General features: G+C 69.0%; 24 protein-coding genes and 1 tRNA gene. 13 read left to right on the top strand and 12 right to left on the bottom strand.

Going from position 1 to position 23,016, the window contains the following annotated elements:
• The first annotated feature begins 42 nt into the window (after window positions 1-42).
• Both hpf and VEA98_RS03595 read left to right on the top strand, forming a co-directional pair.
• Window positions 43-708 carry a ribosome hibernation-promoting factor, HPF/YfiA family gene (gene hpf, locus VEA98_RS03600; RefSeq protein ID WP_324811109.1) on the top strand — a complete coding sequence of 222 codons (666 nt, stop codon included), beginning with the start codon at window positions 43-45 and terminating at the stop codon, window positions 706-708.
• A 76-nt stretch (window positions 709-784) separates the two neighbouring features.
• Complete coding sequence (locus VEA98_RS03595) at window positions 785-1,252, top strand: PTS sugar transporter subunit IIA (protein ID WP_324811108.1); 468 nt, start codon at window positions 785-787, stop codon at window positions 1,250-1,252.
• Window positions 1,253-1,430: 178 nt separating this feature from the next.
• Here the strand turns inward: VEA98_RS03595 and VEA98_RS03590 are convergent, their stop codons facing one another.
• From VEA98_RS03590 to VEA98_RS03575, 4 genes are all read right to left on the bottom strand, one after another.
• The gene (locus tag VEA98_RS03590; RefSeq protein ID WP_324811107.1) at window positions 1,431-1,688 is read right to left on the bottom strand and encodes a DUF1150 family protein; all 258 of its coding nucleotides are present in this window, start codon (window positions 1,686-1,688) and stop codon (window positions 1,431-1,433) included.
• An 88-nt stretch (window positions 1,689-1,776) separates the two neighbouring features.
• On the bottom strand, window positions 1,777-2,196 hold the full coding sequence (locus VEA98_RS03585) for an Hsp20 family protein (RefSeq protein ID WP_324811106.1): 420 nt from the start codon (window positions 2,194-2,196) through the stop codon (window positions 1,777-1,779).
• A gap of 157 nt (window positions 2,197-2,353) precedes the next feature.
• Window positions 2,354-2,429 (bottom strand) — tRNA-Ala (locus tag VEA98_RS03580).
• A 151-nt stretch (window positions 2,430-2,580) separates the two neighbouring features.
• Window positions 2,581-3,060 (bottom strand): TIGR02300 family protein, encoded by a 480-nt coding sequence (locus VEA98_RS03575; RefSeq protein ID WP_324811105.1) that lies wholly within the window; start codon window positions 3,058-3,060, stop codon window positions 2,581-2,583.
• Between the two features lie 125 nt (window positions 3,061-3,185).
• Between VEA98_RS03575 and aroA the strand changes: the two genes are divergently transcribed.
• The 8 genes from aroA (at window position 3,186) to VEA98_RS03535 (ending at window position 14,014) form a co-directional block, all read left to right on the top strand.
• A complete protein-coding gene (gene aroA / locus VEA98_RS03570; protein WP_324811140.1) occupies window positions 3,186-4,499 on the top strand; it encodes a 3-phosphoshikimate 1-carboxyvinyltransferase in 1,314 nt (437 codons plus the stop codon).
• Window positions 4,496-5,146 (top strand): (d)CMP kinase, encoded by a 651-nt coding sequence (gene cmk, locus VEA98_RS03565; protein WP_324811104.1) that lies wholly within the window; start codon window positions 4,496-4,498, stop codon window positions 5,144-5,146. Before aroA ends, cmk begins: the two co-directional genes overlap by 4 nt.
• Window positions 5,147-5,293: 147 nt before the next feature.
• Window positions 5,294-7,003 (top strand): 30S ribosomal protein S1, encoded by a 1,710-nt coding sequence (gene rpsA, locus VEA98_RS03560; protein WP_324811103.1) that lies wholly within the window; start codon window positions 5,294-5,296, stop codon window positions 7,001-7,003.
• Window positions 7,004-7,348: 345 nt separating this feature from the next.
• Window positions 7,349-7,636 (top strand): integration host factor subunit beta, encoded by a 288-nt coding sequence (locus VEA98_RS03555; RefSeq protein ID WP_324811102.1) that lies wholly within the window; start codon window positions 7,349-7,351, stop codon window positions 7,634-7,636.
• The gene (gene mscL, locus VEA98_RS03550) at window positions 7,636-8,049 is read left to right on the top strand and encodes a large-conductance mechanosensitive channel protein MscL (RefSeq protein WP_324811101.1); all 414 of its coding nucleotides are present in this window, start codon (window positions 7,636-7,638) and stop codon (window positions 8,047-8,049) included. Before VEA98_RS03555 ends, mscL begins: the two co-directional genes overlap by 1 nt.
• Window positions 8,050-8,572: 523 nt before the next feature.
• Complete coding sequence (locus VEA98_RS03545; RefSeq protein ID WP_324811100.1) at window positions 8,573-9,232, top strand: hypothetical protein; 660 nt, start codon at window positions 8,573-8,575, stop codon at window positions 9,230-9,232.
• Window positions 9,138-10,733 (top strand): DNA polymerase Y family protein, encoded by a 1,596-nt coding sequence (locus tag VEA98_RS03540; RefSeq protein WP_324811099.1) that lies wholly within the window; start codon window positions 9,138-9,140, stop codon window positions 10,731-10,733. The genes VEA98_RS03545 and VEA98_RS03540 overlap by 95 nt, the downstream gene beginning before the upstream one ends.
• Complete coding sequence (locus VEA98_RS03535) at window positions 10,730-14,014, top strand: error-prone DNA polymerase (protein WP_324811098.1); 3,285 nt, start codon at window positions 10,730-10,732, stop codon at window positions 14,012-14,014. The genes VEA98_RS03540 and VEA98_RS03535 overlap by 4 nt, the downstream gene beginning before the upstream one ends.
• On the opposite strand, the gene VEA98_RS03530 is transcribed toward VEA98_RS03535, so the two are convergent.
• The 6 genes from VEA98_RS03530 to VEA98_RS03505 all read right to left on the bottom strand — a co-directional run bounded on the left by VEA98_RS03530 (window position 14,008) and on the right by VEA98_RS03505 (window position 17,044).
• A complete protein-coding gene (locus VEA98_RS03530; protein ID WP_324811097.1) occupies window positions 14,008-14,196 on the bottom strand; it encodes a hypothetical protein in 189 nt (62 codons plus the stop codon). The two genes, VEA98_RS03535 and VEA98_RS03530, sit on opposite strands and share 7 nt — an antisense overlap.
• Entirely contained in the window at window positions 14,189-15,289 is a 1,101-nt protein-coding gene (hppD, locus tag VEA98_RS03525; RefSeq protein ID WP_324811096.1) for a 4-hydroxyphenylpyruvate dioxygenase, read from the bottom strand. Before hppD ends, VEA98_RS03530 begins: the two co-directional genes overlap by 8 nt.
• A gap of 103 nt (window positions 15,290-15,392) precedes the next feature.
• Entirely contained in the window at window positions 15,393-15,806 is a 414-nt protein-coding gene (locus tag VEA98_RS03520; RefSeq protein ID WP_324811095.1) for a DUF6766 family protein, read from the bottom strand.
• A 32-nt stretch (window positions 15,807-15,838) separates the two neighbouring features.
• Window positions 15,839-16,078: a hypothetical protein gene (locus tag VEA98_RS03515; RefSeq protein WP_324811094.1), complete on the bottom strand. Its 240-nt coding sequence runs from the start codon at window positions 16,076-16,078 to the stop codon at window positions 15,839-15,841.
• Window positions 16,079-16,140: 62 nt separating this feature from the next.
• The gene (locus VEA98_RS03510; protein WP_324811093.1) at window positions 16,141-16,368 is read right to left on the bottom strand and encodes a hypothetical protein; all 228 of its coding nucleotides are present in this window, start codon (window positions 16,366-16,368) and stop codon (window positions 16,141-16,143) included.
• Window positions 16,369-16,483: 115 nt separating this feature from the next.
• Complete coding sequence (locus VEA98_RS03505) at window positions 16,484-17,044, bottom strand: hypothetical protein (RefSeq protein ID WP_324811092.1); 561 nt, start codon at window positions 17,042-17,044, stop codon at window positions 16,484-16,486.
• Window positions 17,045-17,623: 579 nt separating this feature from the next.
• Here VEA98_RS03505 and VEA98_RS03500 point away from each other — a divergent pair.
• Together VEA98_RS03500 and VEA98_RS03495 are read left to right on the top strand one after the other, a co-directional pair.
• Entirely contained in the window at window positions 17,624-18,220 is a 597-nt protein-coding gene (locus tag VEA98_RS03500; protein WP_324811091.1) for a DUF6891 domain-containing protein, read from the top strand.
• Between the two features lie 210 nt (window positions 18,221-18,430).
• A complete protein-coding gene (locus VEA98_RS03495; RefSeq protein WP_324811090.1) occupies window positions 18,431-19,096 on the top strand; it encodes a DsbA family oxidoreductase in 666 nt (221 codons plus the stop codon).
• Window positions 19,097-19,101: 5 nt separating this feature from the next.
• Here VEA98_RS03495 and VEA98_RS03490 read toward each other — a convergent pair whose 3' ends face one another.
• On the bottom strand, window positions 19,102-19,242 hold the full coding sequence (locus VEA98_RS03490; protein ID WP_324811089.1) for a hypothetical protein: 141 nt from the start codon (window positions 19,240-19,242) through the stop codon (window positions 19,102-19,104).
• 476 nt (window positions 19,243-19,718) lie between these two features.
• On the opposite strand from VEA98_RS03490, the gene VEA98_RS03485 reads away from it, so the two are divergent.
• The gene (locus tag VEA98_RS03485; protein WP_324811088.1) at window positions 19,719-20,801 is read left to right on the top strand and encodes a hypothetical protein; all 1,083 of its coding nucleotides are present in this window, start codon (window positions 19,719-19,721) and stop codon (window positions 20,799-20,801) included.
• A 235-nt stretch (window positions 20,802-21,036) separates the two neighbouring features.
• Here the strand turns inward: VEA98_RS03485 and thiC are convergent, their stop codons facing one another.
• Complete coding sequence (gene thiC, locus VEA98_RS03480) at window positions 21,037-22,917, bottom strand: phosphomethylpyrimidine synthase ThiC (protein WP_324811139.1); 1,881 nt, start codon at window positions 22,915-22,917, stop codon at window positions 21,037-21,039.
• Window positions 22,918-23,016 lie beyond the last annotated feature (99 nt).

The raw sequence follows: 23,016 nt of genomic DNA, 5'->3' as shown, positions 1-23,016 counted from the left end.
ATCGGCGTTGACACCAAACGCCTTCGGTCGCGTTCTATCGGCATGCAAATCCAGGTCAGCGGTAAGCACGTGGATGTCGGCGAAGCGTTAGGCTCGCGCATCTCCCAGGAACTTCAGGACGGGATCGGCAAATACTTCGAACGAGGGGCCCAGGACGCCGAGGTGATCGTCGCCAAGGAGGGTCACAGCTTCAAGGTCGATTGCTGGGTCCGTCTCGCCTCCGGCCAGGTGGTGTTCACCTCGGGCCTCGGCGGCGACGCCCATTCGGCCTTCACCGAAAGTCTCGACAAGCTCGAGAAGCGGGTGCGCCGCTACAAGCGCCGGCTCAAGGATCACCACATTGGTCCGCGCGGCCTGTCGCCCGAGAAAACCGAGAACGCCGCCCGGGAGGTCGCCCGCAGCATCGTCCTGCGCGATCCCGATTCCGTCGAGGATGAGGATTTCGGCGAGGCCGGCGCGCCCGGCGAACCGCCGCCCGTCGGCATGGTCATCGCCGAGACGGAGGCGGAGATCCGCACCGTCACGGTGGGCCGCGCGGTGCTGGAGCTCGACATGACCGGCTATCCTGTCGTGGTGTTCCGCAATGCGGCCCACGGCGGCCTCTCCGTCGTCTACCGCCGGCCCGACGGCAATGTCGGCTGGATCGATCCGGAGCGGACGTCGAAATCGCTCAATGGACACGGTTCGGTAAACGGTGTCGCGTCATAGTGCTTCCCACAACGAGGCGGGTCGTCTACACGGCGCCCGCCCATCGGGAATGATTGGGTAGAGTCGGGATCAACTCATGGACATCGGTGATTTGCTGGCGGACGGCGGCGTCGTCCTGCGCAGCGGCGCGTCGTCGAAACGTCAGGCGCTGCACAGCGTGGCAGAGGCCGCCGCCCAGGCCCTCGGCCTGCCGGAGGCCCGTATCATGGAGGCCCTGCTGGAACGCGAGGCCCTCGGCTCGACCGGCCTCGGCTCGGGCGTCGCCGTCCCGCACGCCCGCCTCGAAGGCATCGCCCAGGTCACCGCGGTCTTCGTCCGCCTCGACACGCCGGTCGCCTACGGCTCGGTGGATGACCGTCCCGTCGACCTGATATTCGCCCTGTTCGCCCCGCCGCGGGACGGGGCCGAGCACCTGCGCGCCCTCGCCGCGGTGTCGCGCGCCCTGCGGTCGTCGGAAATGCGCGAGCACCTGCGTCAGGCCCGCACCGTCGACGCCATCCGCGCCCTGTTCGTCAGGGACAAGGCCCCCGCCACGGCGGCATAGGCTCCGTCGTCCGCAGCCATCCCCACGCCGTCACCCTCGGGCTTGACCCGAGGGCCAGACCGTCCGGTGCTGCGTCGATGATCGGTTATCGGGCGGTCGCTGGGCCGTGCCCGCCGCCCAGCCTCGCTTCACCTCTGATCCTCGGGTCAAGCCCGAGGATGACGGGTGAAAAAGAGAATTAGTGAACCGACACCGGCTCCAGCTCGTGCGCCACGGCGGCGGCGAAGGCGGTTTCCCGGTCCATCATGACAGCCAGCCGTTCGCCGTCGGCCCCGTGCACGGCGTACAGCACCGCTTCCGGATCAATGGACAGGCCCTTGGCCTCGGGGATCGGCGTATCCGCCAGCACATCGGCGGCGCGGATTTCGCGCACATACACCAGATCGGGGGCGCCGAGGCCCCTGAAGTCTTCCTTGGTCATCATCGTCGGCGTCATGGCGACCGCCTCCTTGTTCTGAACTAACGCCCCGAGGGGCCGTGTGGTTCGGCCCCGATCATCGGCGGCCGGTGAAACGACGGCTGGATCAGCCCGTCGTGATGGGGATGCGCCGCACCGCGGGCAGGTCCTCCGGCCGGCTCAGCTCGACGTGCAGCAGGCCGTGCTCCAGCCGCGCCGCATCGACCTCCAGCCCGTCCGCCAGCACGAAGCTGCGCACGAAGCCGCGCCCGGCGATGCCGCGATGCAGGAAGGCCTGGTCCGCCTTGCCTGCGTCCTCGCGCTTGCCGGCGATGGTCAGCTGCCGCCCCTCGATCGTCACCGCCAGGTCGTCCGGACCGAAGCCCGCGACCGCCAGGGTGATGCGCACCGAATGCTCGCCCAGCTGCTCGACATTGTAGGGCGGATAGCTGTCCGCCGCCGCCCGCGCCGCCCGGTCGATCAGGGCTCTCGTATGGTCGAAGCCCAGCAGGAAGGGGCTGTCGAACAGGATGGTGCGCGTATTCATCGTCTCTCGCCCCCGAAGCAGGCCTGCGGCCGTCTGCGCCTCCCGGGATCGGCAAGGCGTCGGCCGATGACGATTAAATGGGGATTCGGCGCCCGCCGATCAACGGACCGGACGCCGGATGGGACGAAGGCCCCGCGGTCTCCCGCGGGGCCTTCGATGGTGGAGCTAAGCGGAGTCGAACCGCTGACCTCTTGAATGCCATTCAAGCGCTCTACCAACTGAGCTATAGCCCCAAGCCGTTCGGCTCGGATCGCCGGAGGAAAACCGCCCCCCGGCGAGGCGGCGGAACCTATGTCAGGGCCTGATCGCGATCAAGCCCGGTTTCGCCATTTATTTTCAACCCCTCCGGAGCCGCCGCCGGCGGCCCCGGAACGGGCGGAAAACCTAGTCCTCGTCCTTGCCCGGCTTGACGATGTCGTCGTTGAAGGCGTCGTCGTCCTCGTCCTCGATGAAGGGCACGGAGTCGTCGTCGTCATCCTCGGCCAGCACGTCGTCGTCGTCGCCCGCTTCGCCCATGCCGGGCTCCTCGGTCGGATCGACCGGCGTCTCGTCGTCGTCGTCGTCCGGGGTCAGGATCGGCTCGTGGCCTTCCTCGTCGATCTCCGGCGTGACGACGGCTTCTTCTTCCTCGTCATCGTCGTCGCCGACCTTCTTCTTGTCGACCTGATCCTCGGCGTCCTCTTCCGGGGTCTCGTCGGCGGCGTAGCCGGCCGGGCGGCCGCGGCGGTTGCGCAGCTTCAGCGCCTCTTCAGGGTCGAAGTCGGTCGCGCATTTGGGGCAGTGGGCCGGGCGACGGCCCAGGTCGTAGAATTTGGCCTGGCAGTTCGGGCAGACCTGCTTTTGGCCCAGTTCGGGATTGGCCACGGGGGCGCCTCTCTCGGTGGGGGGAATTCGGGCGCGTCCCTTGCCACCCCTGAGGGCCGCTGTCAAAAGCCATCTCCGCGCCGCCTGCACGCTTCGGAGATCGCCGGGTGACGACCCCCTCCCAACTGACCGCCCGCCGCGCCTCCGGGCTCAGCGGAACGGTGCGCGCGCCGGGGGACAAGTCCATGTCCCACCGGGCCCTGATCCTCGCCGCCATGGCCACGGGCGTCACCGAAATCGACGGCCTGCTTGAGGGCGACGACGTCCTTGCCACCGCGCGCGCCGTCGAGGCCTTCGGCGCCGGGGTCGAACGCCTGGGGCAGGGCGGCTGGCGCGTCACCGGCCACGGCGGCTTCAGGCAACCGGAGGGCGTCATCGACTGCGGCAACGCCGGCACCGGCGTCCGCCTGCTGATGGGCGCCGCTGCGGGTTATCCCATCACGGTCACCTTCGACGGTGACGCCTCCCTGCGCAAACGGCCGATGAAGCGCGTCACCGGCCCGCTCACTGACATGGGCGCTCGCTTCGAATGGCTCGGGGAGGAAGACCGACTGCCCCTGACGCTGACCGGCGGGGGCCTTCGCGGCCTCGACTACTGGCAGGAGGTCCCTTCGGCCCAGATCAAGTCGGCCCTCCTGCTGGCCGCCCTGAACGCCTCCGGCGACACCCTCGTCTATGAGCCGATCCAGAGCCGCGATCACACCGAGCGCATGCTGCCCGCCTTCGGCGCCGATATCCGCGTGGCCGAGCTGGACGACTGCACCGCCGTCCGCCTCGCCGGCGGCCAGGCCCTGACCGGAACCCCGGTCTCCATCCCCGGCGACCCGTCCTCCGCCGCCTTCCCGCTGGCCGCCGCCCTGGTCGTGCCCGGCGCCTCGATCACCGTCGAGGGCGTCATGCTCAACCCCCTGCGAACGGGCCTGTTCGAGACCTGGCGCGAGATGGGCGCCGACCTGACCATCGCCAACCGCCGCACCGCCGGCGGCGAGGAGATCGGCGACGTCACCGCCCGCCACTCGCAGCTCGCCGGCGTGATCGTCCCGCCGGAGCGCGCCGCCTCCATGATCGACGAATACCCCGTCCTCGCCGCCACGGCCGCCTTCGCCAGCGGCGCCACCGTCATGCGCGGCATCGGGGAGATGCGGGTCAAGGAAAGCGACCGCATCGCCCTGATGGCCGCCGGCCTGCGGGCCTGCGGCGTCGCCGTCGAGGAGGAGCCCGAGGGCTTCACCGTCACCGGCGGCCCGAAAGCCCGACCCGTTCGCGGCGGCGCGACCGTGACCACTCACGGCGACCACCGCATCGCCATGAGCCATCTGGTGCTCGGTCTGGCGGCTGAGCAGCCGGTCACCGTCGACGAACCCGGCATGATCGCCACCAGCTTCCCCGGCTTTGTCGAGTTGATGCGCGGCCTCGGGGCGGATATCGCCTCCGCATGAGCGCCGCCCTGATCATCGCCGTCGACGGACCCGCCGCCTCGGGCAAGGGCACCATCGCCGCGCGCCTGGCGGCGGAATACGGCCTGCCGCACCTCGACACCGGCCTGCTCTACCGCGCCGTCGGGGTCGGCGTGCTCGACGCCGGCGGCTCGCTCGACGACGAGGCCGCCGCCGAGGCCGTGGCCCGGGCGCTGGACGCCAGCCACCTGACCGACACGGACCGCCTGACCAGCGGCGGCGCGGGCGAGGCGGCCAGCAGGGTCGCGGGCTACACCGGCGTCCGCGCCGCGCTGCTCGCCTTCCAGAAGGCTTTCGCCCATCAGCCCGGCGGCGCCGTGCTCGACGGCCGCGACATCGGCACCGTCATCGCCCCCGACGCCCCCGCCAAGCTGTTCGTTACGGCGACGCCTCAGGTGCGGGCGACCCGCCGCTGGAAACAGCTCACCGCCCGCGGCGCCGTCATCGCCTATGACGACATGCTGGCCGACATCGTCCGCCGCGACGAGCGCGACGCCGGGCGCGGGGCCGCCCCCATGGTCCAGGCGCAAGACGCTGTCTTGCTGGATACGACCGATATGGATATAGAGACCGCCTTCGATGCGGCCCGCCGTATCGTCGAGGCGGCGCGCGTCCGACACGGTCTCTAGGGACCGCCGGACAAATCCAACGCTCCCAACCTCGATAGCCGCGGGCGATCTGGCTTCTTCAGCCTCGCATCCCGACGACCTGATCTCCCTCTTCAACTCACCTCGCGCGGGGCCCTTCGGTCGCGCGCCACAACCGTAGAAACCCCATTGACCGACACCCAAAGCTTCTCCCCCTCGCGTGACGACTTCGCCGCGCTGCTCGACGAAACCCTTCAGGGCCGTGACCTCGGCGAAGGCCAGGTCGTCCACGGCCGCGTCGTCGGCATCGAAAAGGACATCCTGATCATCGACGTCGGTCTGAAGACCGAAGGCCGCATCCCGGCCCGCGAGTTCGGCATCGGCGAAGGCGCCGTCATCCCGAAGCTCGGCGACAACGTCGAAGTCTACCTCGAGCGCGTCGAGAACGCCCTGGGTGAAGCCGTCATCAGCCGCGACAAGGCCCGCCGCGAAGAAGCCTGGACCCGTCTGGAAGTCGTCTTCGCCGAAGGCCAGCCGGTCAACGGCGCCATCATCGGCCGCGTCAAGGGCGGCTTCACCGTCGACCTCGGCGGCGCCTCGGCCTTCCTGCCGGGCTCGCAGGTCGACATCCGCCCCGTGCGCGACGTCGCCCCGCTGATGGGCAAGGAACAGCCCTTCGCCATCCTCAAGATGGACCGTCCGCGCGGCAACATCGTCGTCTCGCGCCGCGCCATCCTGGAAGAGGCCCGCGCCGAACAGCGCACCGAGCTGGTCGGCCAGCTGCAAGAGGGCGAAGTCCGCGAAGGCGTGGTCAAGAACATCACCGACTACGGCGCGTTCGTGGATCTGGGCGGCATCGACGGCCTGCTGCACGTCACCGACATGTCGTGGAAGCGCGTCTCGCACCCGTCGCAGGTCCTCGCCGTCGGCGACACCGTCAAGGTCCAGATCGTCAAGATCAACCCGGACACCCAGCGCATCTCGCTCGGCATGAAGCAGCTGCAGGCCGATCCGTGGGACGGCGTGGAAGCCAAATACCCGGTCGGCGCCAAGATGTCGGGCCGCATCACCAACATCACCGACTACGGCGCGTTCGTTGAGCTGGAAGCCGGCGTTGAAGGCCTCGTCCACGTCTCGGAAATGTCCTGGACCAAGAAGAACGTCCACCCCGGCAAGATCGTCTCGACCTCGCAGGAAGTCGACGTGGTCGTGCTGGACGTCGACGCCTCCAAGCGCCGCATCTCGCTGGGCCTGAAGCAGGCCCAGGACAATCCGTGGGACGCCTTCGTGGCCTCGCACCCGATCGGCTCGACCGTCGAGGGCGAAGTCAAGAACGCCACCGAGTTCGGCCTGTTCATCGGCCTGGACAACGACATCGACGGCATGGTCCACCTCTCGGACCTCGACTGGAACGTCTCGGGCGAGGAAGCCATCCAGCGCTACCGCAAGGGTGAGACGGTCAAGGCCAAGGTGCTGGACGTCGACGTCGAGAAGGAACGCGTCTCGCTGGGCATCAAGCAGCTCGGCGGCGATCCGATGGAAGGGGACGCCTTCAAGAAGGGCCAGCAGGTCACCGTCACCGTGACGGCGGTCGAGACTGGCGGCATCGAGGTCAAGTTCGGTGAAGAGGACGCCCCGGCGACCGCCTTCATCCGCAAGTCCGACCTGTCCCGCGACCGCAACGAGCAGCGCACCGAGCGCTTCTCGGTCGGCGACCGCGTCGACGCCATGGTCACCGGCATCGACAAGGCCTCGCGCCGCGTCTCGGTGTCGATCAAGGCCCTGGAGATGAAGGACGAGCAGGCCGCCATCGAGCAGTTCGGGTCCTCGGACTCCGGCGCCTCGCTGGGCGACATCCTCGGCGCCGCCCTGCGCGAAAAGGCCGGCTCCAAGGAATAGGCCTCGCTGCAGAGCGACCCGGCCTCAAGCAGCGAGCGACCGCGTCGCGAGCGTTAGGCCACCCGGCCTCAAGCAGCGAGCGACCGTGTCGCGAGCGTTAGGCCACCCGGCCTCAAGCAGCGAGCGACCGCGTCGCGAGCGCTAGGCCACTAAGGAAAGAAGGGCGGCCGGAGCGATCCGGCCGCCCTTTTTCCTGCCCGCTCCGCCACGGTAAACGTCCAGTAACCGACATTTCGGCTGCGGGGGCCTTTTGCCTGTCGAAACCGGAGGCTAGGGTGTCGCCGCGTCCGGTTTCCGGATGCACCCGTAGCCCCGAGAGGGGCGTTGGAGGGCGGGGGCCTGACAATGATCAAATCCGAGCTGATCGAGAAGCTGGCGGCCGAGAACACTCACCTGACCCACGCCGAGGTCGAACGGGTGGTCAATATCGTGCTTGGCCAGATGGTCGAGGCGCTCGGCGAGGGCGGCCGCGTGGAACTGCGCGGCTTCGGCGCCTTTTCGGTGCGCAGCCGGCCGGCGCGGGCCGGGCGCAATCCGCGGACCGGCGAGACCGTCGACGTGCCCGCCAAGGCGGTGCCCTTCTTCAAGAGCGGCAAGGAACTGCGCGAGCGGCTGAACGCTTCGGACGCCTGATGGGCCTGCTCACCGAATTCAAGGAGTTCGCCGCCCGCGGCAGCGTCGTCGACCTGGCGGTCGGCGTCATCATCGGCGCCTCGTTCGGCAAGATCGTCACCAGCCTGGTCGACCAGGTGATCATGCCGCCGATCGGCCTGCTGCTCGGCAGGGTCGATTTCTCCAAGCTGGAATGGGTGCTGACCCCCGAGGATCCCGCCACCGAGGCGGTCGAGAAGATCGCCATCCAGTACGGCGCCTTCATCAACACCCTGATCCAGTTCGTGATCGTGGCCTTCGTGGTCTTCCTGCTGGTCAAGGCCATCAACCGCCTCCGCCGCGAACAGGCCGCCGACCCCCAGGCCGCCCCCGCCGCCCCCACCCCCACCGAAGCCCTCCTGACCGAAATCCGCGACGAGCTGAAGCGGCGGTAGGGCGGCCCCAACAGGGCGCCATTCCCACCCCCGTCACCCTCGGGCTTGACCCGAGGGCCAGACCATCCGGTGCTCCATCGATGATGCGCGGCCGCCCGCCGTCAGGCCGTCCCCAGGGCACAGCCCGCCGCCGCGTCTGATCCTCGGGTCAAGCCCGAGGATGCCGGAAGAGGGGTGGAGACAGCCGCCCTTGTTCTTGGCGGCCTTTCGTTCGCATGGCAGGAATTTATTCCGCTATAGCCCTTGACCCCGGCCCTGTCATTCCCATGTCAGACCACCTCGTCCTTGCGGCGCTGCGGGTCTTTGAAAATCTGTTTGCGGGCGCGGCGGCTCAGCGGCGCTCTCGATGAGATCGGCGGACGTTGCGGACTTAGTGCACGCTTCGGACGCAGTGCACTCTTCGGACGCTTCGGACGGTAATTTTCGAATAACACCCGGGTAAAATAGCCGGACCCGCAGGAATCCGATTCCGCGTTTGACTCTCGGTTCCGGGCGGAACAAATAATGAACATTCAGCTTCTGAATGATCATGAACCCCGCCCCCGCCCTGTCACAGGACCCGTTTCCGCAGACTGCCGCCTCGCTCGAGGAGGCCTGCGCCCCCGCGCCCCGCGACGTGGCCGCGGCGGTGGCGTTCGCCCTGTCTCGGCGGCGGCAGGGGGACGACCGGCCGCTGCTGATGACCGCCCCCGGCGCCTGGTTCCGGGAATATGGCCGCCCCTACGGCCCCGGGCTGGCGGGGCTTCCCTTCATCGTCGCCCCGGCCCCCACCCTGGCCGAAGCCTTGTGGACGATGGAGCAGGGCCTGCGCTCCGGCGCGGTGTCGATGGGGCTCGGGGCGGTCGAAGGGGCGACGCTGGCCCAGACCCGCCGGCTGGATTTCGCGGCCAGGCAGGGCGAGGCCGTCGGCCTGATCCTGTCGCGCGCGCTGGACGGGCTCAGCGCGGCCCGCCGCCGCTGGCGGATTTCGGTCCAGCCCAGCGCCGTCGACCCCGAGGACGACCGCGCCCCCGGCCCGGCCCGCCTCCTCGCCGAACTGACGCGCGGGCGGGGCGAGCGCCCCGGCGCCTGGATGCTGGAGCAGGATGATGAGACGTATCGTCTCCGTCTGGCTGATCGACTGGCCGATCTCGGTCCGCCGTCGATCGCTGGAACGGGCGCGCCGTCCGGCCTCGCCGCCTGATCCCGCCCTCGATCCCGCCAATCCCTTCGCCCTGATCCTCAAGAACAGCCGGGGCGCGGCGGTCATCCACGCCCTGAATCCGGCCGCCCGGCAGGCCGGCCTGCGCCGCGGCCAGACCCAGGCCGACGCCCGGGCCATGATCCCGCAGTTGATCTGCCAGCCCGCCGATCCCGCCGCCGACGCCCGGGCCCTGAAGACGCTGGCCCACTGGGCCGAGCGCTGGTCCCCCTCGGTCAGCGTCGATCCTTCGGGAGAGGGGCTGGAGGGCCTGTTCCTCGACGTCAGCGGCGCCGCTCATCTGTTCGGCGGCGAGGCGGCCTTGCTGCGCCAGATCCGCGACCGGCTGGCCGCGGCCGGGGTCCCCGCCCGCGCCGCCATGGCCCCGACCCCCGGCGGCGCCTGGGCCCTCGCCCGCTGGGGCGAGGATGAGGCGCCGATCGCCGCCGACGCCGACGTCCGAGGCCGGCTGGCCCCCCTGCCGGTCGAGGCCCTGCGCATCGCCGACCGCACCCTGAGGCAGGCCCGGCGTTTCGGCCTGAAGCGGATCGGCGACCTCTATCCCATGCCCCGGGCCGGACTGGCCCGCCGCTTCCGCAAGGACGGCGGCGTCGATCTGGTCCAGCGGCTGGATCAGGCCCTGGGCCTGACCGGCGAGGCCCTGACGCCCGTCCGCCCCCCGGCCCGATATCGGGCGTGGCAGACCTGGATGGAGCCGGTCGGCGATCTGGAAGGGGTCGAGGCGCGCCTGCCCGAACTGGCCGCCGACCTCGCCGGCCCTCTGGAGCGTGACGGGCAGGGCGCGCTGGCCCTGACCCTGACCGGCTTCCGTTCCGACGGCCGGAGCACCCGCCTGTCGGTCCGCATGAGCCGCCCCGGCCGCGACGCCTCCATCTGGCTGCGCCTGTTCCGCGAGGCCGGTCTGGGTCAGCTGGAGCTGGGCTTCGGCCTCGACGCCCTGATGCTGACCGCCGACGTGGTCGAGCCCATGACCGCCTGCCAGGCTGCGCTGGAAGCCGAGGCGCAGACCCGCCAGACCGAAAGCCTCGCCGCCCTGATCGACCGGCTGACGGCCCGGCTGGGCGAGGACCGGGTGCTCACCCCCGAGGCCGTGGACAGCTGGATTCCCGAACGGGCCGAGCGGCTGGCCCCCGCGCTGGGCCGCCCCGTCGAGGCCGATCCTGGCGGCATGGGCCGTCGCCCCATCCTGCTGCTGGACCCGCCCGAGCCGATCCGCGATCCGCTGTTCGACCTGCCAGACGGCGCGCCCGCCCGCTTCACCTGGCGCCGCGCCCCGCGCCGGGTCACCCGCGCCGAGGGCCCCGAACGCCTGTCCCCCGAATGGTGGCGCACCGCCAGGGCCCGCACCCGCGACTACTACTGCCTCGAGGACGCCGACGGGGCCCGCTACTGGGTCTTCCGCGAAGGCCTCTACGGCCGCGAATACGCCGGCGGCCCGGATGAGCGCGCCCCGACCTGGTGGATGCACGGGGTGCTGGCGTGACCTGGACCGGCGACTACGCCGAACTCGGCGCCCTGACCAATTTCAGCTTCCTCGAAGGGGCCTCCCACCCGGGCGAACTCATGCTGCAGGCGAAGGCGCTGGGGCTGGCCGCTGTCGGCGTCGCGGACCGCAACACCCTCGCGGGCATCGTCCGGGCCCTGATGGGCGCCGAGGAGGCCGGCATCCCCCTCGTGATCGGCGCTCGCCTCGCCTTCACCGACGGGACCGAGCTGATCGTCTTCCCCCGCAACCGCGCCGCCTACGGCCGGCTCTGCCGCCTCCTGTCCCTCGGCAAGAGCGAAGTCGTGCCCCAGGCCGGCGCAGACCCCGAAGGTGAACGGATCGAAAAGGCCGAGACGCGACTGACCTTCGAACAGGCGGTCGGGCTGGGCGAGGGCATGATCGCCCTGGTCCCGGCGCCGGCGGCTCCCGACCCGGCCTTCGAGGCCCGACTGACGGCGTGGCGCCGCGACTGGCCCGACACTGTCTATCTGGCGGCCTCGCCCCTGTGGCGCGGCGACGACCGGCGGCGGCTCAACCGGCTGGCGGCCATGGCCCGGCGCACCGGCGCGCCGATGATCGCCACCAACGCCGTCCTTTACCACCACCCTGACCGGCGCGTCCTGCAGGACGTCCTGACCTGCATCCGCGAGGGGACGACCATCGACAAGGCCGGCCGCCGCCTGCAGGCCAACGCCGAACGCTTCCTCAAACCCGCGACCCAGATGGCCCGCATGTTCCGCGGCCACGAGGCGGCGCTGAACCGCACCATGGACGTGGTCCGCGCCTGCACCTTCTCGCTCCGCGAGCTCAGCTACCACTACCCCGACGAACCGGTGCCGGCGGGATATTCTCCGCAAGGCTGGCTGGCCCGCCTGACCCTGAAAGGAGCCCGCTCGCGCTGGCCCGCCGGAGTTCCGGCCGACATCCGCAAGACCATCCACAAGGAGCTGAGGCTGGTCCGGTCGCTCGACTACGCCCCCTACTTCCTGACCGTCCATGACATCGTCGACTGGGCCCGGTCCCGACCCGATCCCATCCTCTGCCAGGGCCGCGGGTCCGCCGCCAATTCGGTGGTCTGCTTCTGTCTCGGGATCACCAATGTCGATCCCACCCGCCAGGATGTGCTGATCGAGCGCTTCATTTCCTCCGAGCGCTCCGAACCGCCCGACATCGACGTCGACTTCGAGCACGAGCGGCGCGAGCAGGTGATGCAGTACATCTACCGCCGCTACGGGCGGGACCGCGCGGGCATCGTGGCGACGATCATCCACTATCGCCCCCGCTCGGCCATCCGCGATGTCGGCAAGGCGCTCGGCCTGACCGAGGACGTCACCGCCCGAATGGCCGACACAGTCTGGGGCTCGTGGGGCGACGGCGTGAAGAACGATCACGTCGACCGCGCGGGCCTGAGCCGCGACGACGCCCGGATGAAGCTCGCGCTGGAGCTGACCGCCGAGCTGATCCAGTTCCCGCGTCACCTCAGCCAGCACGTCGGCGGGTTCGTGCTCAGCCGGACGCCTCTTGTCGAGATCGTGCCGATCGGCAACGCCGCCATGCCCGACCGCACCTTCATCGAATGGGACAAGGATGACATCGACTTCCTCAAGCTGATGAAGGTCGACGTTCTGGCCCTCGGCATGCTGACGGCGATGAAGCGCGCCTTCCGCATGATCGAGGCCGCCTACGGCCGGTCCTTGCCCGACACCGCCGCCGTCCCCGCCGAACGCCGCGGCGTCTACCGGATGCTGTGCAAGGCCGACTCTCTCGGGGTCTTCCAGGTCGAGAGCCGGGCCCAGATGAGCATGCTGCCCCGGCTGCGGCCGGTGGAGTTCTACGATCTGGTGGTCCAGGTGGCGATCGTCCGCCCCGGACCGATCCAGGGCAAGATGGTGCACCCCTATCTGCAGCGGCGGATGGAGCGTCGGGCCTACGAGGCGAGACACGGTCCCGGCAGCTATCGCTTCTCCATGCCGGGGTCGACGAGCAATCCCGAAGAACTGACCAACGTCCTTCGCAAGACGATGGGCGTGCCCCTGTTCCAGGAACAGGCCATGCGCATCGCCATGGTGGCGGCGGAGTTCACCGGCGACGAAGCGAACGGGCTGCGTCGGGCCATGGCCACCTTTCGGCACAACGGCACCATCGGCGATTATGAAACCCTGATGGTCGGGCGGATGGTCGCGCGCGGCTACGACCCCGACTTCGCCCAGAACTGCTTCAACCAGATCAAGGGTTTTGGCGAATACGGCTTTCCCGAGAGCCACGCCTGCGCCTTCGCCCACCTGGTCTACGTCTCGGCCTGGGTGAAGTGGCTGTATCCGGACGTGTTCGCCGCCTGCCTGCTGAACAGCCAGCCGATGGGCTTCTACGCCCCGGCGCAGATCGTCCGGGACGCCCGCGAGCATGGCGTCGAGGTGCGCCACCCGGACGTCAACACCAGCGACTGGGACGCGACCCTGCAACCCCGCCCACGAAGGCGCCGCCACGCCCTGCGGCTGGGCCTGCGGTCCATCGACGGGTTCCGCAAGGAGTGGGCCGAGCGGATCATGGAGGTTCGCAAGGCGGGCGGCCCGTTCGCCGACCTGGAGGATCTGCGGATGCGGGCGCAGCTGCCCCCCGCGGCGCTGGAGCGGCTGGCCGAGGCGGACGCCTATGGGTCTCTGGACCTGTCCCGCCGGCAGGGGCTGTGGGCGGCCAGGGGCGCGGCACCCGCGGCCTCGGCGCCATTGTTCGAGGTCATGGGGCTGGACGAGGCCGACGGCCGCCCGCCCGAGGCCCTGCCCATGCTCTCGGCGTCGGAGGAGGTGGTCGGGGACTACGAAACCATCCGCCTGTCTCTGAAGGGCCATCCGGCGGCCTTCCTGCGCGATCGGCTGGAAACGGCGCGGGCGGTGACGGCGCGGTCCTGCGAGACCGTGGCGGACGGGCGGCGGGTGAAGGTTGGCGGGGTGGTGCTGGTTCGGCAGCGGCCCGGCACGGCCAAGGGGGTCTGCTTCATGACGGTCGAGGACGAGACCGGGATCGTCAATCTGGTGCTGTGGGAGAGCGTGTTCGAGCGGTTCCGGCCGGTGGCGATGGGCGCGCGGATGGTGCTGGTGAAGGGGCGCATTCAGCGGGCCGAAGGGGTGACCCATCTGGTCGTCGAGGAGATGGCCGACTGGACGCCGATGCTGGGTCAGCTCACCCCGGACCGGGCCCCGGGTTCGGCCCACGAGCCGGCGCGGGGGCGGCACCCGCGGGATGTGCGGGTGCTGCCGGGCTCACGCGACTTTCACTGACCGGCGCGGTGGCGCCGCCACACCCACAGCCGGTAGGCCAGGATCGGGGCGAAGCCGCCGACCAGAGCCGCGATCAGCACGGTCCAGAAGCCGCCGCCGAGGCCATACTCGCCGACCGCCGCCCCGATCCCGGCCGCCAGCAGCGGGCCGAGCCAGGGCAGCCAGGTCGGGGGCCTAGGCATCGACCTTGATGACGCCGCGCCGGATCTGGTCCAGTTCGATGGAGTCGAACAGGGCCTGGAAATTGCCCTCGCCGAACGCCTGGTTGCCCTTGCGCTGGATGATCTCGAAGAAGATCGGGCCGAAGGTGTCCTGGGTGAAGATCTGCAGCAGCAGGCCCTCCTCGTCGGAGCCGTCGATGAGGATGCGGTTCTTCCGCATGCGCTCGACGTCCTCGCCGTGGCCGGGGAGGCGTTTGTCGATCAGTTCGAAATAGGTCTCGATGGTGTCCTGGAAGGGGATGCCGCGGCGCTTCAACTCCTCGACCGTTTCGAAGATGTCGTCGGTGGCCAGGGCGATGTGCTGGATGCCCTCGCCGTTGTAGCGGCGGAGGAATTCCTCGATCTGGCTGTTCTCGTCCTGGCTTTCGTTCAGGGGGATGCGGATGGCGCGGTCGGGGGCGATCATGGCTTGCGAGAAGAGGCCGGTCGCCTTGCCCTTGATGTCGAAATACTTCTGCTCCTCGAAGGCGAAGACGTCGCCGTAGAAGCCCGACCAGGTGCGCATCTGGCCGCGGCGCACGTTGTGGGTCAGGTGGTCGAGGCAGTAGAGGCCGACGGAATTCTTGCGCTCGGCCTCTTCCCAGCCCTCGATCTCGTCCCAGCCGTCGTACAGGGAGCCGCGCTCGCCGTACTGGTCGACGAGGTAGAGCAGCGAGCCGCCGATGCCCTGCAGGACATAGGGATAGCCGTTCCCAAGCGCGCCGCCGTCGGCGTTTTCGGCGGGGCGGGCGCCGCGGGCGACGGCGCCGTCGAAGGCGGCCTTGGCGTCGGACACGCGGAAGGCCATGCCGTTGGCGGAGGGGCCGTGTTCGCGGGCGAACTCCTCGGCCTGGCCCCTGGGCGACAGGTCGACGAGGATGGTGATGTCGCCCTGCTTCAGGCGCACGGCGCCGGTGGCCGGGTTCACGTGGGTGCGGGTGAAGCCCATCAGTTCGAGGCGGGCGGCCATGGCTTCGGGCTCGGGGCCGGTGAACTCGACGAACTCGAAGCCGTCCACGCCGAGCGGGTTCTCCGTGTCCAGCCGGTCGGCGGGGGTTTGGGTCGCGTCGGTCATGGGGCGTCTCCTTCAGGCTTGCGGCGGAACCTAGTGGCGGGGAGCCGCGAAGCCAAGGTCAGGCCGGTCACAGGGGCGGGAGCGGGGCCCGCCCCCGGCCCGGTCAGCCCTCGGCGACGTTGGGCGCCGGGCCGTTGTGGACCTTGGCGTGGCCGTGATGGCGCATGTGGCTTTCGTCGATCTGGTCGATGAGCGCCTTGCCCTTCTCCTTGCCGACCATCTCCATCAGGGCGTCGATCTTGGCCTCGACGCGGTCGTCGTTCTCCTTGGAGGAGGGCGAGCCGACGTAGAGGAAATAGGCCAGGCCGACGACCTGCCAGAGCAGCTGGAGGAACTCCGACTGCCAGTTCTCGAAGGTGTCGCGGCCCATTTCGACGAGCCAGGGCGACAGCTCGGCGGCCTGGCCGTGGGATTGCTGTTCCTCGACGAAGGCGAACCAGCCGAAGCCCCAGTGGAGCACGATCGAGACGGTGAAGAAGGCCAGGGTGATCCAGGCGTAGGCGTATTTCTTCAACATGGCGCGCTTCCCTTGGTGAACAAGGGCAACGCTTATCGCGGCGCTTCGGCTCCCTCCGGCGAGGGCGAGCCGGCGTCGGGCGGCGGCACATAGGCCGGCTGGACGGCCCCCTCGGCGGCGTTGTCGGCGGCGCTGTCGTCGTCGGCGCTCCACCGGGCCCAGACATAGGCCCCGGCGACGACGAACAGCAGCAGGACCAGCAGGACCACCACGCCGTTGAAACGGGTCGTGCGGCGCGGGCCGGGCGGATTGGCGGGATCGGGATGGGTCACGGGCGTCTCCAGCTGTCGGACAGCCTAACCGGCGGAGCGGCCCCGCCGTTCCCGGCGCAGGCTCAGGCGCCGTGGATGCCGGGCCGGTCCATGTCGGGCGGCGGGCTGCCGCGCTCCAGCCGCATGACCAGGCGCTCGTCCTCGAACACCTCGACGCCCTCGCAGCTGGAATGCTGCTGCAGCTGGCCGAAGGCGATGCGCGCGGCCTCGCCGTCGTGGCGGCAGTCGGCGAAGTCGAGCGCCGGACGGCGCCCGCGACGGTCAAAGAAATGAAACTGGTAGATGCGCACTGCCGCAGCCCCTCCTTGCCAGTTGATTAACAGCATGGCGCCGGACCCGCGGTCTGTTGGACCTCCGACATAACGACGATTGCGCACGATGTTGTGAGGGGACGGGCGTGCGGACCTAGAAAAATGCGTCCGTAGCGTCCGTAGAGTGCATAGCGTCCGTAGAGTGCACAGCGTCCGCAGAGTGCGCAGAGTGCGCAGCGGCCGCCTCGATGGCGGCCAGTTCGGCCTCGCCGGCGCGCTCGAAGCCGATGGCCACGTCCTGGGCGGTGGCGCGGTCGACCTCGGCCTCCTCCTCGTCCATGGCGAGGCGCACGCGGCGCCAGCGCAGCGCCCCGGCGGCGTCGCCGCGCATCACCGCCCGCATCATCCGGCGGTGGGCGACGTAGGACAGCTCGCAGAAGTCGACCTGGTCGAGGTCGCCGCCGACCCGGTCCTCGAGGGCGACGCCCTCGTCCTGCGCGTCGAGCCGGTTCGGCGGCGGGGCCCACGGCTGGTCCATGCGGCGCCAGCGTTCACGGGCGGCGCGCTGCCGCATGGCGGTGAGGCGCACGCCGTGACGCCGGCAGGCGTCCGGCCCGGACATCCCGGCCAGATAGTCGTCGCGCACGCGGCGCCAGACCTCGTCGGGGGCGGCGCGGCGGCCGGTGGAGCGGGCGGTGCGGGTCTGGCGGGTCATCGGCGGGGGCGTCCTCGTCTGCATCGGTCGGGACGAATTGTGCGCCGCCCGGCTCCTGTGGCGGGAAGATCGGTTCGGGAAAAGGGGATGTCGCTGGAAAGGCGGGGGGTTTTCGGCTGAACCCGACTATGGATTCGCGGAATGCCAGCACAGCGTCAGGGGGCGGGGAGCGGAGGTTCGTCACGAAGGACACGACGGAGGAGGCACGAAGGCCACGAAGGGGGCGGTGGGCCCGCGGCTCCCGTCAGGGAGACGCCTTTGATTGAAGGCGGGCAAGGGCCCGCGAAGGCGAGGCCTGTCCGGCTCGCTTCGTGTCCTTCGCGCCTCCTTTGTGGGCTTGGTGATGAACCCGCCGGCGGCGGACGGATCAGTCCGCTGGAGTCGACGCGGCCGCCGCCCTCTCGCAGCGGGCAGCCTCTCTGCCCTGCCCTCGGTGGCGGTTGCGGCAGGAACGCTTTTCAATCCATGCGTCCTGTGCAGACTCGGCCGTGGAACGGGCCTTCAGGGGAGTGGTCGATGGACTGGTTGCGACGCTTGTTCGGAGGCGGGGGTTCAGCGGCGCCGGCCCCGGCGACCGCCGTGAACGACCGCAGTCCCCACCTGATGGAGGACCTGCGCCGTCAGGTGGAGAACGACGTCGCCGCGGGGTTCGCGCCGCGGGAGGACGTGATCCAATTCGCCGTCGAGATGCTGCAGGACGAGGGCGATCCCGACCTGTTGCGCGCCGAGGCCGAAGTGCTGGCCGACGCGGCGCTGGCCGCCCATGCGGCGGCGCAGGCGCACTGGCCGGACCAGACCGATTGCGACCGGGTCGACGCCGCCTTCGCCGCCCTGGAGGCGGAGGGCGTCATCTCGCGCCAGAATTTCAGCTGCTGCGGGACCTGCGGGGCGGCGGAGATATGGGACGAGATCGAGGCGGCCCGAAGCGAAGGGCAGCCGGCGCACGGCTATGCCTTCTACCACTGGCAGGACACGGAAGGAGCGGTCGAGGGACGGGGCCTGTACCTGAACTACGGGTCCTGCGAGGACACCCCAGAGGCGGCGGTCGCCGTGGGCCATATCATCGTCAGCCGGCTGCTGGACCACGGGCTGCGGCCCGAGTGGGACGGCCGGATCGAACGGCGCATCGGGGTGCCGCTGGACTGGAAGCGGCGGCGGCCGGAGCTGGCGGGGTAGGTTGGGGCCGGAGTCCTTCTCCCCTTGCGGGAGAAGGTGGGCCGCGCAGCGGGTCGGATGAGGGGTCTCTGCGGCGGAGAGGAATTGGCTGGCCAGTTCCGCTCGATGACTCCCGCTGTCCCGTCGACCCCTCATCCGTCAGCCTTCGGCTGCCACCTTCTCCCGCAAGGGGAGAAGGACCATGTTTGGCTTCCCCCCGGAGACGCCCCCATGCCCCGCACCCTGCACATCGACTTCGTCTCGGACATCGTCTGCCCGTGGTGCGTGGTGGGGCTGGGCGGGCTGACGCAGGCGCTGGAGACGCTGAAGGAGGAGGGGATCGAGGCGCAGGTGCGCTTCCAGCCGTTCGAGCTGAACCCGCAGATGCCGCCCGAGGGCGAGAACATCGTCGAGCACGTGGCCGGCAAATACGGCGCGACGCCGGAGCAGTCGGCGAAGAACCGCGAGATGATCCGGGCGCGGGCGGCGGAGGCCTGGCCGGGTTTCGAGATGCGGATGGGCGAGACGAGCCGCATCTGGAACACCTTCGACGCCCACCGGCTGCTGCACTGGGCCGGTGAGACGGCGGGGCTGGAGGGCCAGGCGGCGCTGAAGCGGGCGCTGTTCGAGGCGCATTTCACGCGCGGCGAGGCTATGGGCGACACCGGGGTGCTGGCCGCGGCGGCGGAGGCGGCGGGGCTGGACCGGGCCGAGGCGGCGGCGGTGCTGGCGGAGGGGCGCTATGCGGACGCGGTGCGGGCGGCGGAGGCGCTGTGGGTCTCGCGCGGCATCACCGGCGTGCCGGCGGTGGTGGTGGAGGGGAAATGGCTGATCAGCGGGGGGCAGCCGGCCTCCGTCTTTGAAGAGGCGTTGCGGAAGATGGCGGGGGAGGGGTGAGAAGCTTAGTCCTTGTTATGGTCGCCGTAGCCGATGACGAGTTCCATGGTCTGGTTCTTCTCGTTGGGCCGGCTTCGGACCCGTACCTTCTTGCTACTGAATGCAGCTCGCATGATGGCTTCCTCGCCGAGCTTGGTCTGGCGCATTACCTCTAGGATATTCTCCAAGCCTTGGCCCCCGCTTCGCCGACGTTCAATCGTCATTCGCTTGAGGTAAGCTTCGAGGGCTCGTCTCTCGCCTAAGCGCCTTCCGGCTAGCGAGATCGCGATTGCCAGCGAAGAAACGCCAGCGAGGATCGCGCCGCCGTTCGCGGCGATCTCAACCACCCCTGCGTAAGTCATAAAGGCTCCCCTTCAGCCACAGCTGAGGTCACGGAAGCGTGGCCGTCAATCACGTCAGGTATGGCAGCGGCCTTTGAAGCTGGGTGGATACGGCATCCGAAGGGCCGAACTGAAAATCCTGCACTTGGGCGGCGAAGCCGCGCTGACACGGTTTTTTTGAGATCCTTGATATAGTCCGGTGTTCTTGAATACCTCTGATAGCCTTGATGTCCTTGATGGGGTATGATAGCGGTTGGAAATCGGCAGCGTGCTAGGGCCGAGGATTGCGCTTGGAGGCCGCTTTGACTGCCGAGGCCATCGAAAAAACGCTGAGAGGAAAGGGGCGGGGCAGTCGGTTCTTCGTTTTGGGCAGAGACGTGTGGAGTCGCCTCCTTGAGGCCAAGACCGTCAACCGTTTGAACTTGGTCCTGACGTTTCTCACGCTGTTGGCGGGGACGGGGAGCGATCACAGGCTCACCAAATGGTCGGCGAAGGCATGTGAGGAGCGATTGGGCCTCGGGCGGCCCCGAGCCAGGCTGGCGATCCAGGAACTGATCACGGCGGATCTGGTCGTCATCAGTTCCGCATCAACGAAGCTCGCCCCGCAGTACGTCCTGCCCGATATTGGGGAGGACGATGACCCGATCTTTCTTCCTGTCCAGATCGTGACTGGTTTCGGTCAGGAGGCGCCGGTTTTGCGTCGAGTTAGAGAAACCGGGGATTGGCTTCTCCTCAAAATGTTGATCGATCTGTATGGCTTGGTTCAGGTCGATCAAACTTATAGCGTTCCGCTTTCCGCGCTCCGCCAAGGCGACGAGGACGCCGTGGGGAAGAAGATTAGCGAAATGGGCGTCCACGCGCTGTGGGCTCTCTCGCTTGATCAATCTCTTGGCGCTGAAGGCGCATGGGTGACCGCCCATCACGACAAAAAGGCAGCGAAGCCTTGGAGCGCATTCTGGGCCCGGGTGAAAACCCTCCAAGACATTGGCGCTCTCTGGTTTGAGCCTTGGCTGTTCGACGGACCGGAGTGGGACGCAGAACCGCTTTTCCCAGTGGACTACAGCGTACTCTACACCCGCCAGCCTGACGACGATGTGGCGCTCCTTTCTGCAACGGTGATGGAGGTTTCCCGTGAGCTGCTGGAAGGGCGAGAGTACCTGTTGGATAGCTACGGTGCGGACCTAGTGGTTTCTCTACCTCTCCATCATCGAGCCCCCGCAGTACGCGGTGTCGCCAAGCTGCGGGTCGAGGCAGATACGCCGGGTTGTCGGCTAGCCTATGCGCGCCGCAAGACGGCAATCGAAAGGTGGACGCGCGGCTATTCCCAACTCTTGTCTGATGCTCAAGTCGGCCGATACGATCGTCCGCTAGGCGCCCCGGAATAGGAGCGCCCCATGATCGTAATCACTGGACCGCTGCTGCTGGGATTGTCTGCCGTGATCAGTTCGATCGCGTTGCTGATCTGGGCGATCCGTCGGGACCCGAAGAATCCCGGCAGGTGAGCCTCACACATTCACTCCGCCGCTCGTGGCGCGAGTGATGGGGGGCAATGGCTGACGGCCGAGGCGCGCCTATGCCCCTCCACCGCTGCGCGGTCCCCCTCCCCCGATGGGGGAGGACTTAGACCTTCACCTCCACCACCCCGCCGCCGGCCCGGAATTTCGCGCTCATCTCCGCCATTCCGGCCTCCGCCTCCGCCAGCGAGCCGCCGGCGTCGTTCTGCGCCTGCGCATCCCTCCGGATGTCCTGGCTGATCTTCATCGAGCAGAATTTCGGGCCGCACATGCTGCAGAAATGGGCGGTCTTGTGGGCCTCCTTGGGCAGGGTGGCGTCGTGGTATTTGCGGGCTGTCTCGGGGTCGAGGCCGAGGTTGAACTGGTCTTCCCAGCGGAACTCGAACCGGGCGCGGCTGAGGGCGTCGTCGTGCAGGCGGGCGGCGGGGTGGCCCTTGGCGAGGTCGGCGGCGTGGGCGGCGATCTTGTAGGTGATGACGCCGTCCTTGACGTCCTGACGGTCGGGCAGGCCGAGGTGCTCCTTGGGCGTGACGTAGCAGAGCATGGCCGTGCCGAACCAGCCGATCATGGCCGCGCCGATGGCGCTGGTGATGTGGTCGTAGCCGGGGGCGATGTCGGTGGTCAGGGGGCCGAGGGTGTAGAAGGGCGCCTCGTGGCAGTGTTTCAGCTGCTCATCCATATTGGCCTTGATCTTGTGCATCGGCACATGGCCGGGGCCCTCGATCATGACCTGGCAGCCGTGGTCCCAGGCGATTTTGGTCAGCTCCCCGAGGGTGCGCAGCTCGGCGAACTGGGCCTCGTCGTTGGCGTCCGCGATGGAGCCGGGGCGCAGGCCGTCGCCCAGTGAGAAGCTGACGTCATAGGCGCGCATGATCTCGCAGATGTCGGCGAAATGCTCGTAGAGGAAGGACTCGCGGTGGTGGGACAGGCACCACTTGGCCATGATGGAGCCGCCGCGGGAGACGATGCCGGTGACGCGCTCAGCAGTCAGGGGGATGAACGGAAGGCGGACGCCGGCGTGGATGGTGAAATAGTCGACGCCCTGCTCGGCCTGTTCGATCAGGGTGTCGCGATAGACCTCCCAGGTCAGGTCCTCGGCGACGCCGCCGACCTTCTCCAGCGCCTGGTAGATGGGCACGGTGCCGATGGGGACGCTGGAGTTGCGGATGATCCAGTCGCGGATGTTGTGGATGTTGCGGCCGGTCGACAGGTCCATGACGTTGTCGGCGCCCCAGCGGGTGGCCCAGACCAGCTTGTCGACCTCGTCGTCGACGGAGCTGAGGACGGCGGAGTTGCCGATGTTGGCGTTGATCTTCACCAGGAAGTTGCGGCCGATGATCATCGGCTCGACCTCGGGGTGGTTGATGTTGTGGGGAATGATCGCGCGGCCGCGGGCGATCTCGGCGCGGACGAACTCGGGGGTGACGTAGTCGGGGATGGCGGCGCCGAAGCTCTCGCCGTCGCGGGGGGTGACAGTGACAGTGCTAGTGAGCAGGGCGGCGTCGGGCTCACCAGCACTGGCGCTTTTCACCTGCTCGCGGCGCAGGTTCTCGCGGATGGCGACGTATTCCATCTCGGGGGTGATGACGCCGGCGCGGGCGTATTCGAGTTGGGTGACGGGGCGGCCCGGGACGCCCCTGAAGACGCGGTGATTGCTGGTGTCGAAGCGGGGGGCGAGGTGTTTGCCGCTGGCGTGGCCGTTGTCCTCGGGGCGGACGTCGCGGGGGCTCGCCACAGGGGCGATGTCGCCGCGGTCGAGCTGCCAACTGGATTTGACCTTGGGCAGGCCCCTGGTGATGTCGATCGTGACGGTGGGGTCGGTGTAGGGGCCGGAGGAGTCGTAGATGGTGACCGGAGGCTCATTGGCGCTGGGGTGGACGGCGACCTCGCGGAAGGGGACGCGGATCTGGGGGTAGAGTTCGCCGGCGACATAGACCTTGCGGGAGCCGGCGCGCTCGCCGGTGGGGATGGCGCCGGTCTCCTTCATCACCTGATCGCGGGCGTCCTTGAGCGCCAGGTCGACGTTGGGCTCTTCGGGGGTAGTCGGCGGGGTGACGGCGATGTTCATGGCGGCCTCTCGTTGGAG

The sequence above is a fragment of the Brevundimonas sp. genome (genome assembly GCF_035627055.1).
Taxonomy (GTDB): domain Bacteria; phylum Pseudomonadota; class Alphaproteobacteria; order Caulobacterales; family Caulobacteraceae; genus Brevundimonas.
Note: the sequence above shows the minus strand (reverse complement) of the source record. Positions and strands in the feature narration are given on the sequence as shown.

What these genes read in the sequence shown, in the direction of transcription:
- VEA98_RS03545 (WP_324811100.1), top strand. Translation starts at nt 8,573, where the DNA reads ATGATCATGAACCCCGCCCCCGCCCTGTCACAGGACCCGTTTCCGCAG.
- VEA98_RS03505 (WP_324811092.1), bottom strand. Translation starts at nt 17,044, where the DNA reads ATGACCCGCCAGACCCGCACCGCCCGCTCCACCGGCCGCCGCGCCGCC.
- cmk (WP_324811104.1), top strand. Translation starts at nt 4,496, where the DNA reads ATGAGCGCCGCCCTGATCATCGCCGTCGACGGACCCGCCGCCTCGGGC.
- VEA98_RS03520 (WP_324811095.1), bottom strand. Translation starts at nt 15,806, where the DNA reads ATGTTGAAGAAATACGCCTACGCCTGGATCACCCTGGCCTTCTTCACC.
- VEA98_RS03495 (WP_324811090.1), top strand. Translation starts at nt 18,431, where the DNA reads ATGCCCCGCACCCTGCACATCGACTTCGTCTCGGACATCGTCTGCCCG.
- hpf (WP_324811109.1), top strand. Translation starts at nt 43, where the DNA reads ATGCAAATCCAGGTCAGCGGTAAGCACGTGGATGTCGGCGAAGCGTTA.
- VEA98_RS03540 (WP_324811099.1), top strand. Translation starts at nt 9,138, where the DNA reads ATGAGACGTATCGTCTCCGTCTGGCTGATCGACTGGCCGATCTCGGTC.
- VEA98_RS03595 (WP_324811108.1), top strand. Translation starts at nt 785, where the DNA reads ATGGACATCGGTGATTTGCTGGCGGACGGCGGCGTCGTCCTGCGCAGC.
- thiC (WP_324811139.1), bottom strand. Translation starts at nt 22,917, where the DNA reads ATGAAGGAGACCGGCGCCATCCCCACCGGCGAGCGCGCCGGCTCCCGC.
- VEA98_RS03530 (WP_324811097.1), bottom strand. Translation starts at nt 14,196, where the DNA reads ATGCCTAGGCCCCCGACCTGGCTGCCCTGGCTCGGCCCGCTGCTGGCG.
- VEA98_RS03490 (WP_324811089.1), bottom strand. Translation starts at nt 19,242, where the DNA reads ATGCGCCAGACCAAGCTCGGCGAGGAAGCCATCATGCGAGCTGCATTC.
- VEA98_RS03555 (WP_324811102.1), top strand. Translation starts at nt 7,349, where the DNA reads ATGATCAAATCCGAGCTGATCGAGAAGCTGGCGGCCGAGAACACTCAC.
- mscL (WP_324811101.1), top strand. Translation starts at nt 7,636, where the DNA reads ATGGGCCTGCTCACCGAATTCAAGGAGTTCGCCGCCCGCGGCAGCGTC.
- VEA98_RS03585 (WP_324811106.1), bottom strand. Translation starts at nt 2,196, where the DNA reads ATGAATACGCGCACCATCCTGTTCGACAGCCCCTTCCTGCTGGGCTTC.
- hppD (WP_324811096.1), bottom strand. Translation starts at nt 15,289, where the DNA reads ATGACCGACGCGACCCAAACCCCCGCCGACCGGCTGGACACGGAGAAC.
- VEA98_RS03590 (WP_324811107.1), bottom strand. Translation starts at nt 1,688, where the DNA reads ATGACGCCGACGATGATGACCAAGGAAGACTTCAGGGGCCTCGGCGCC.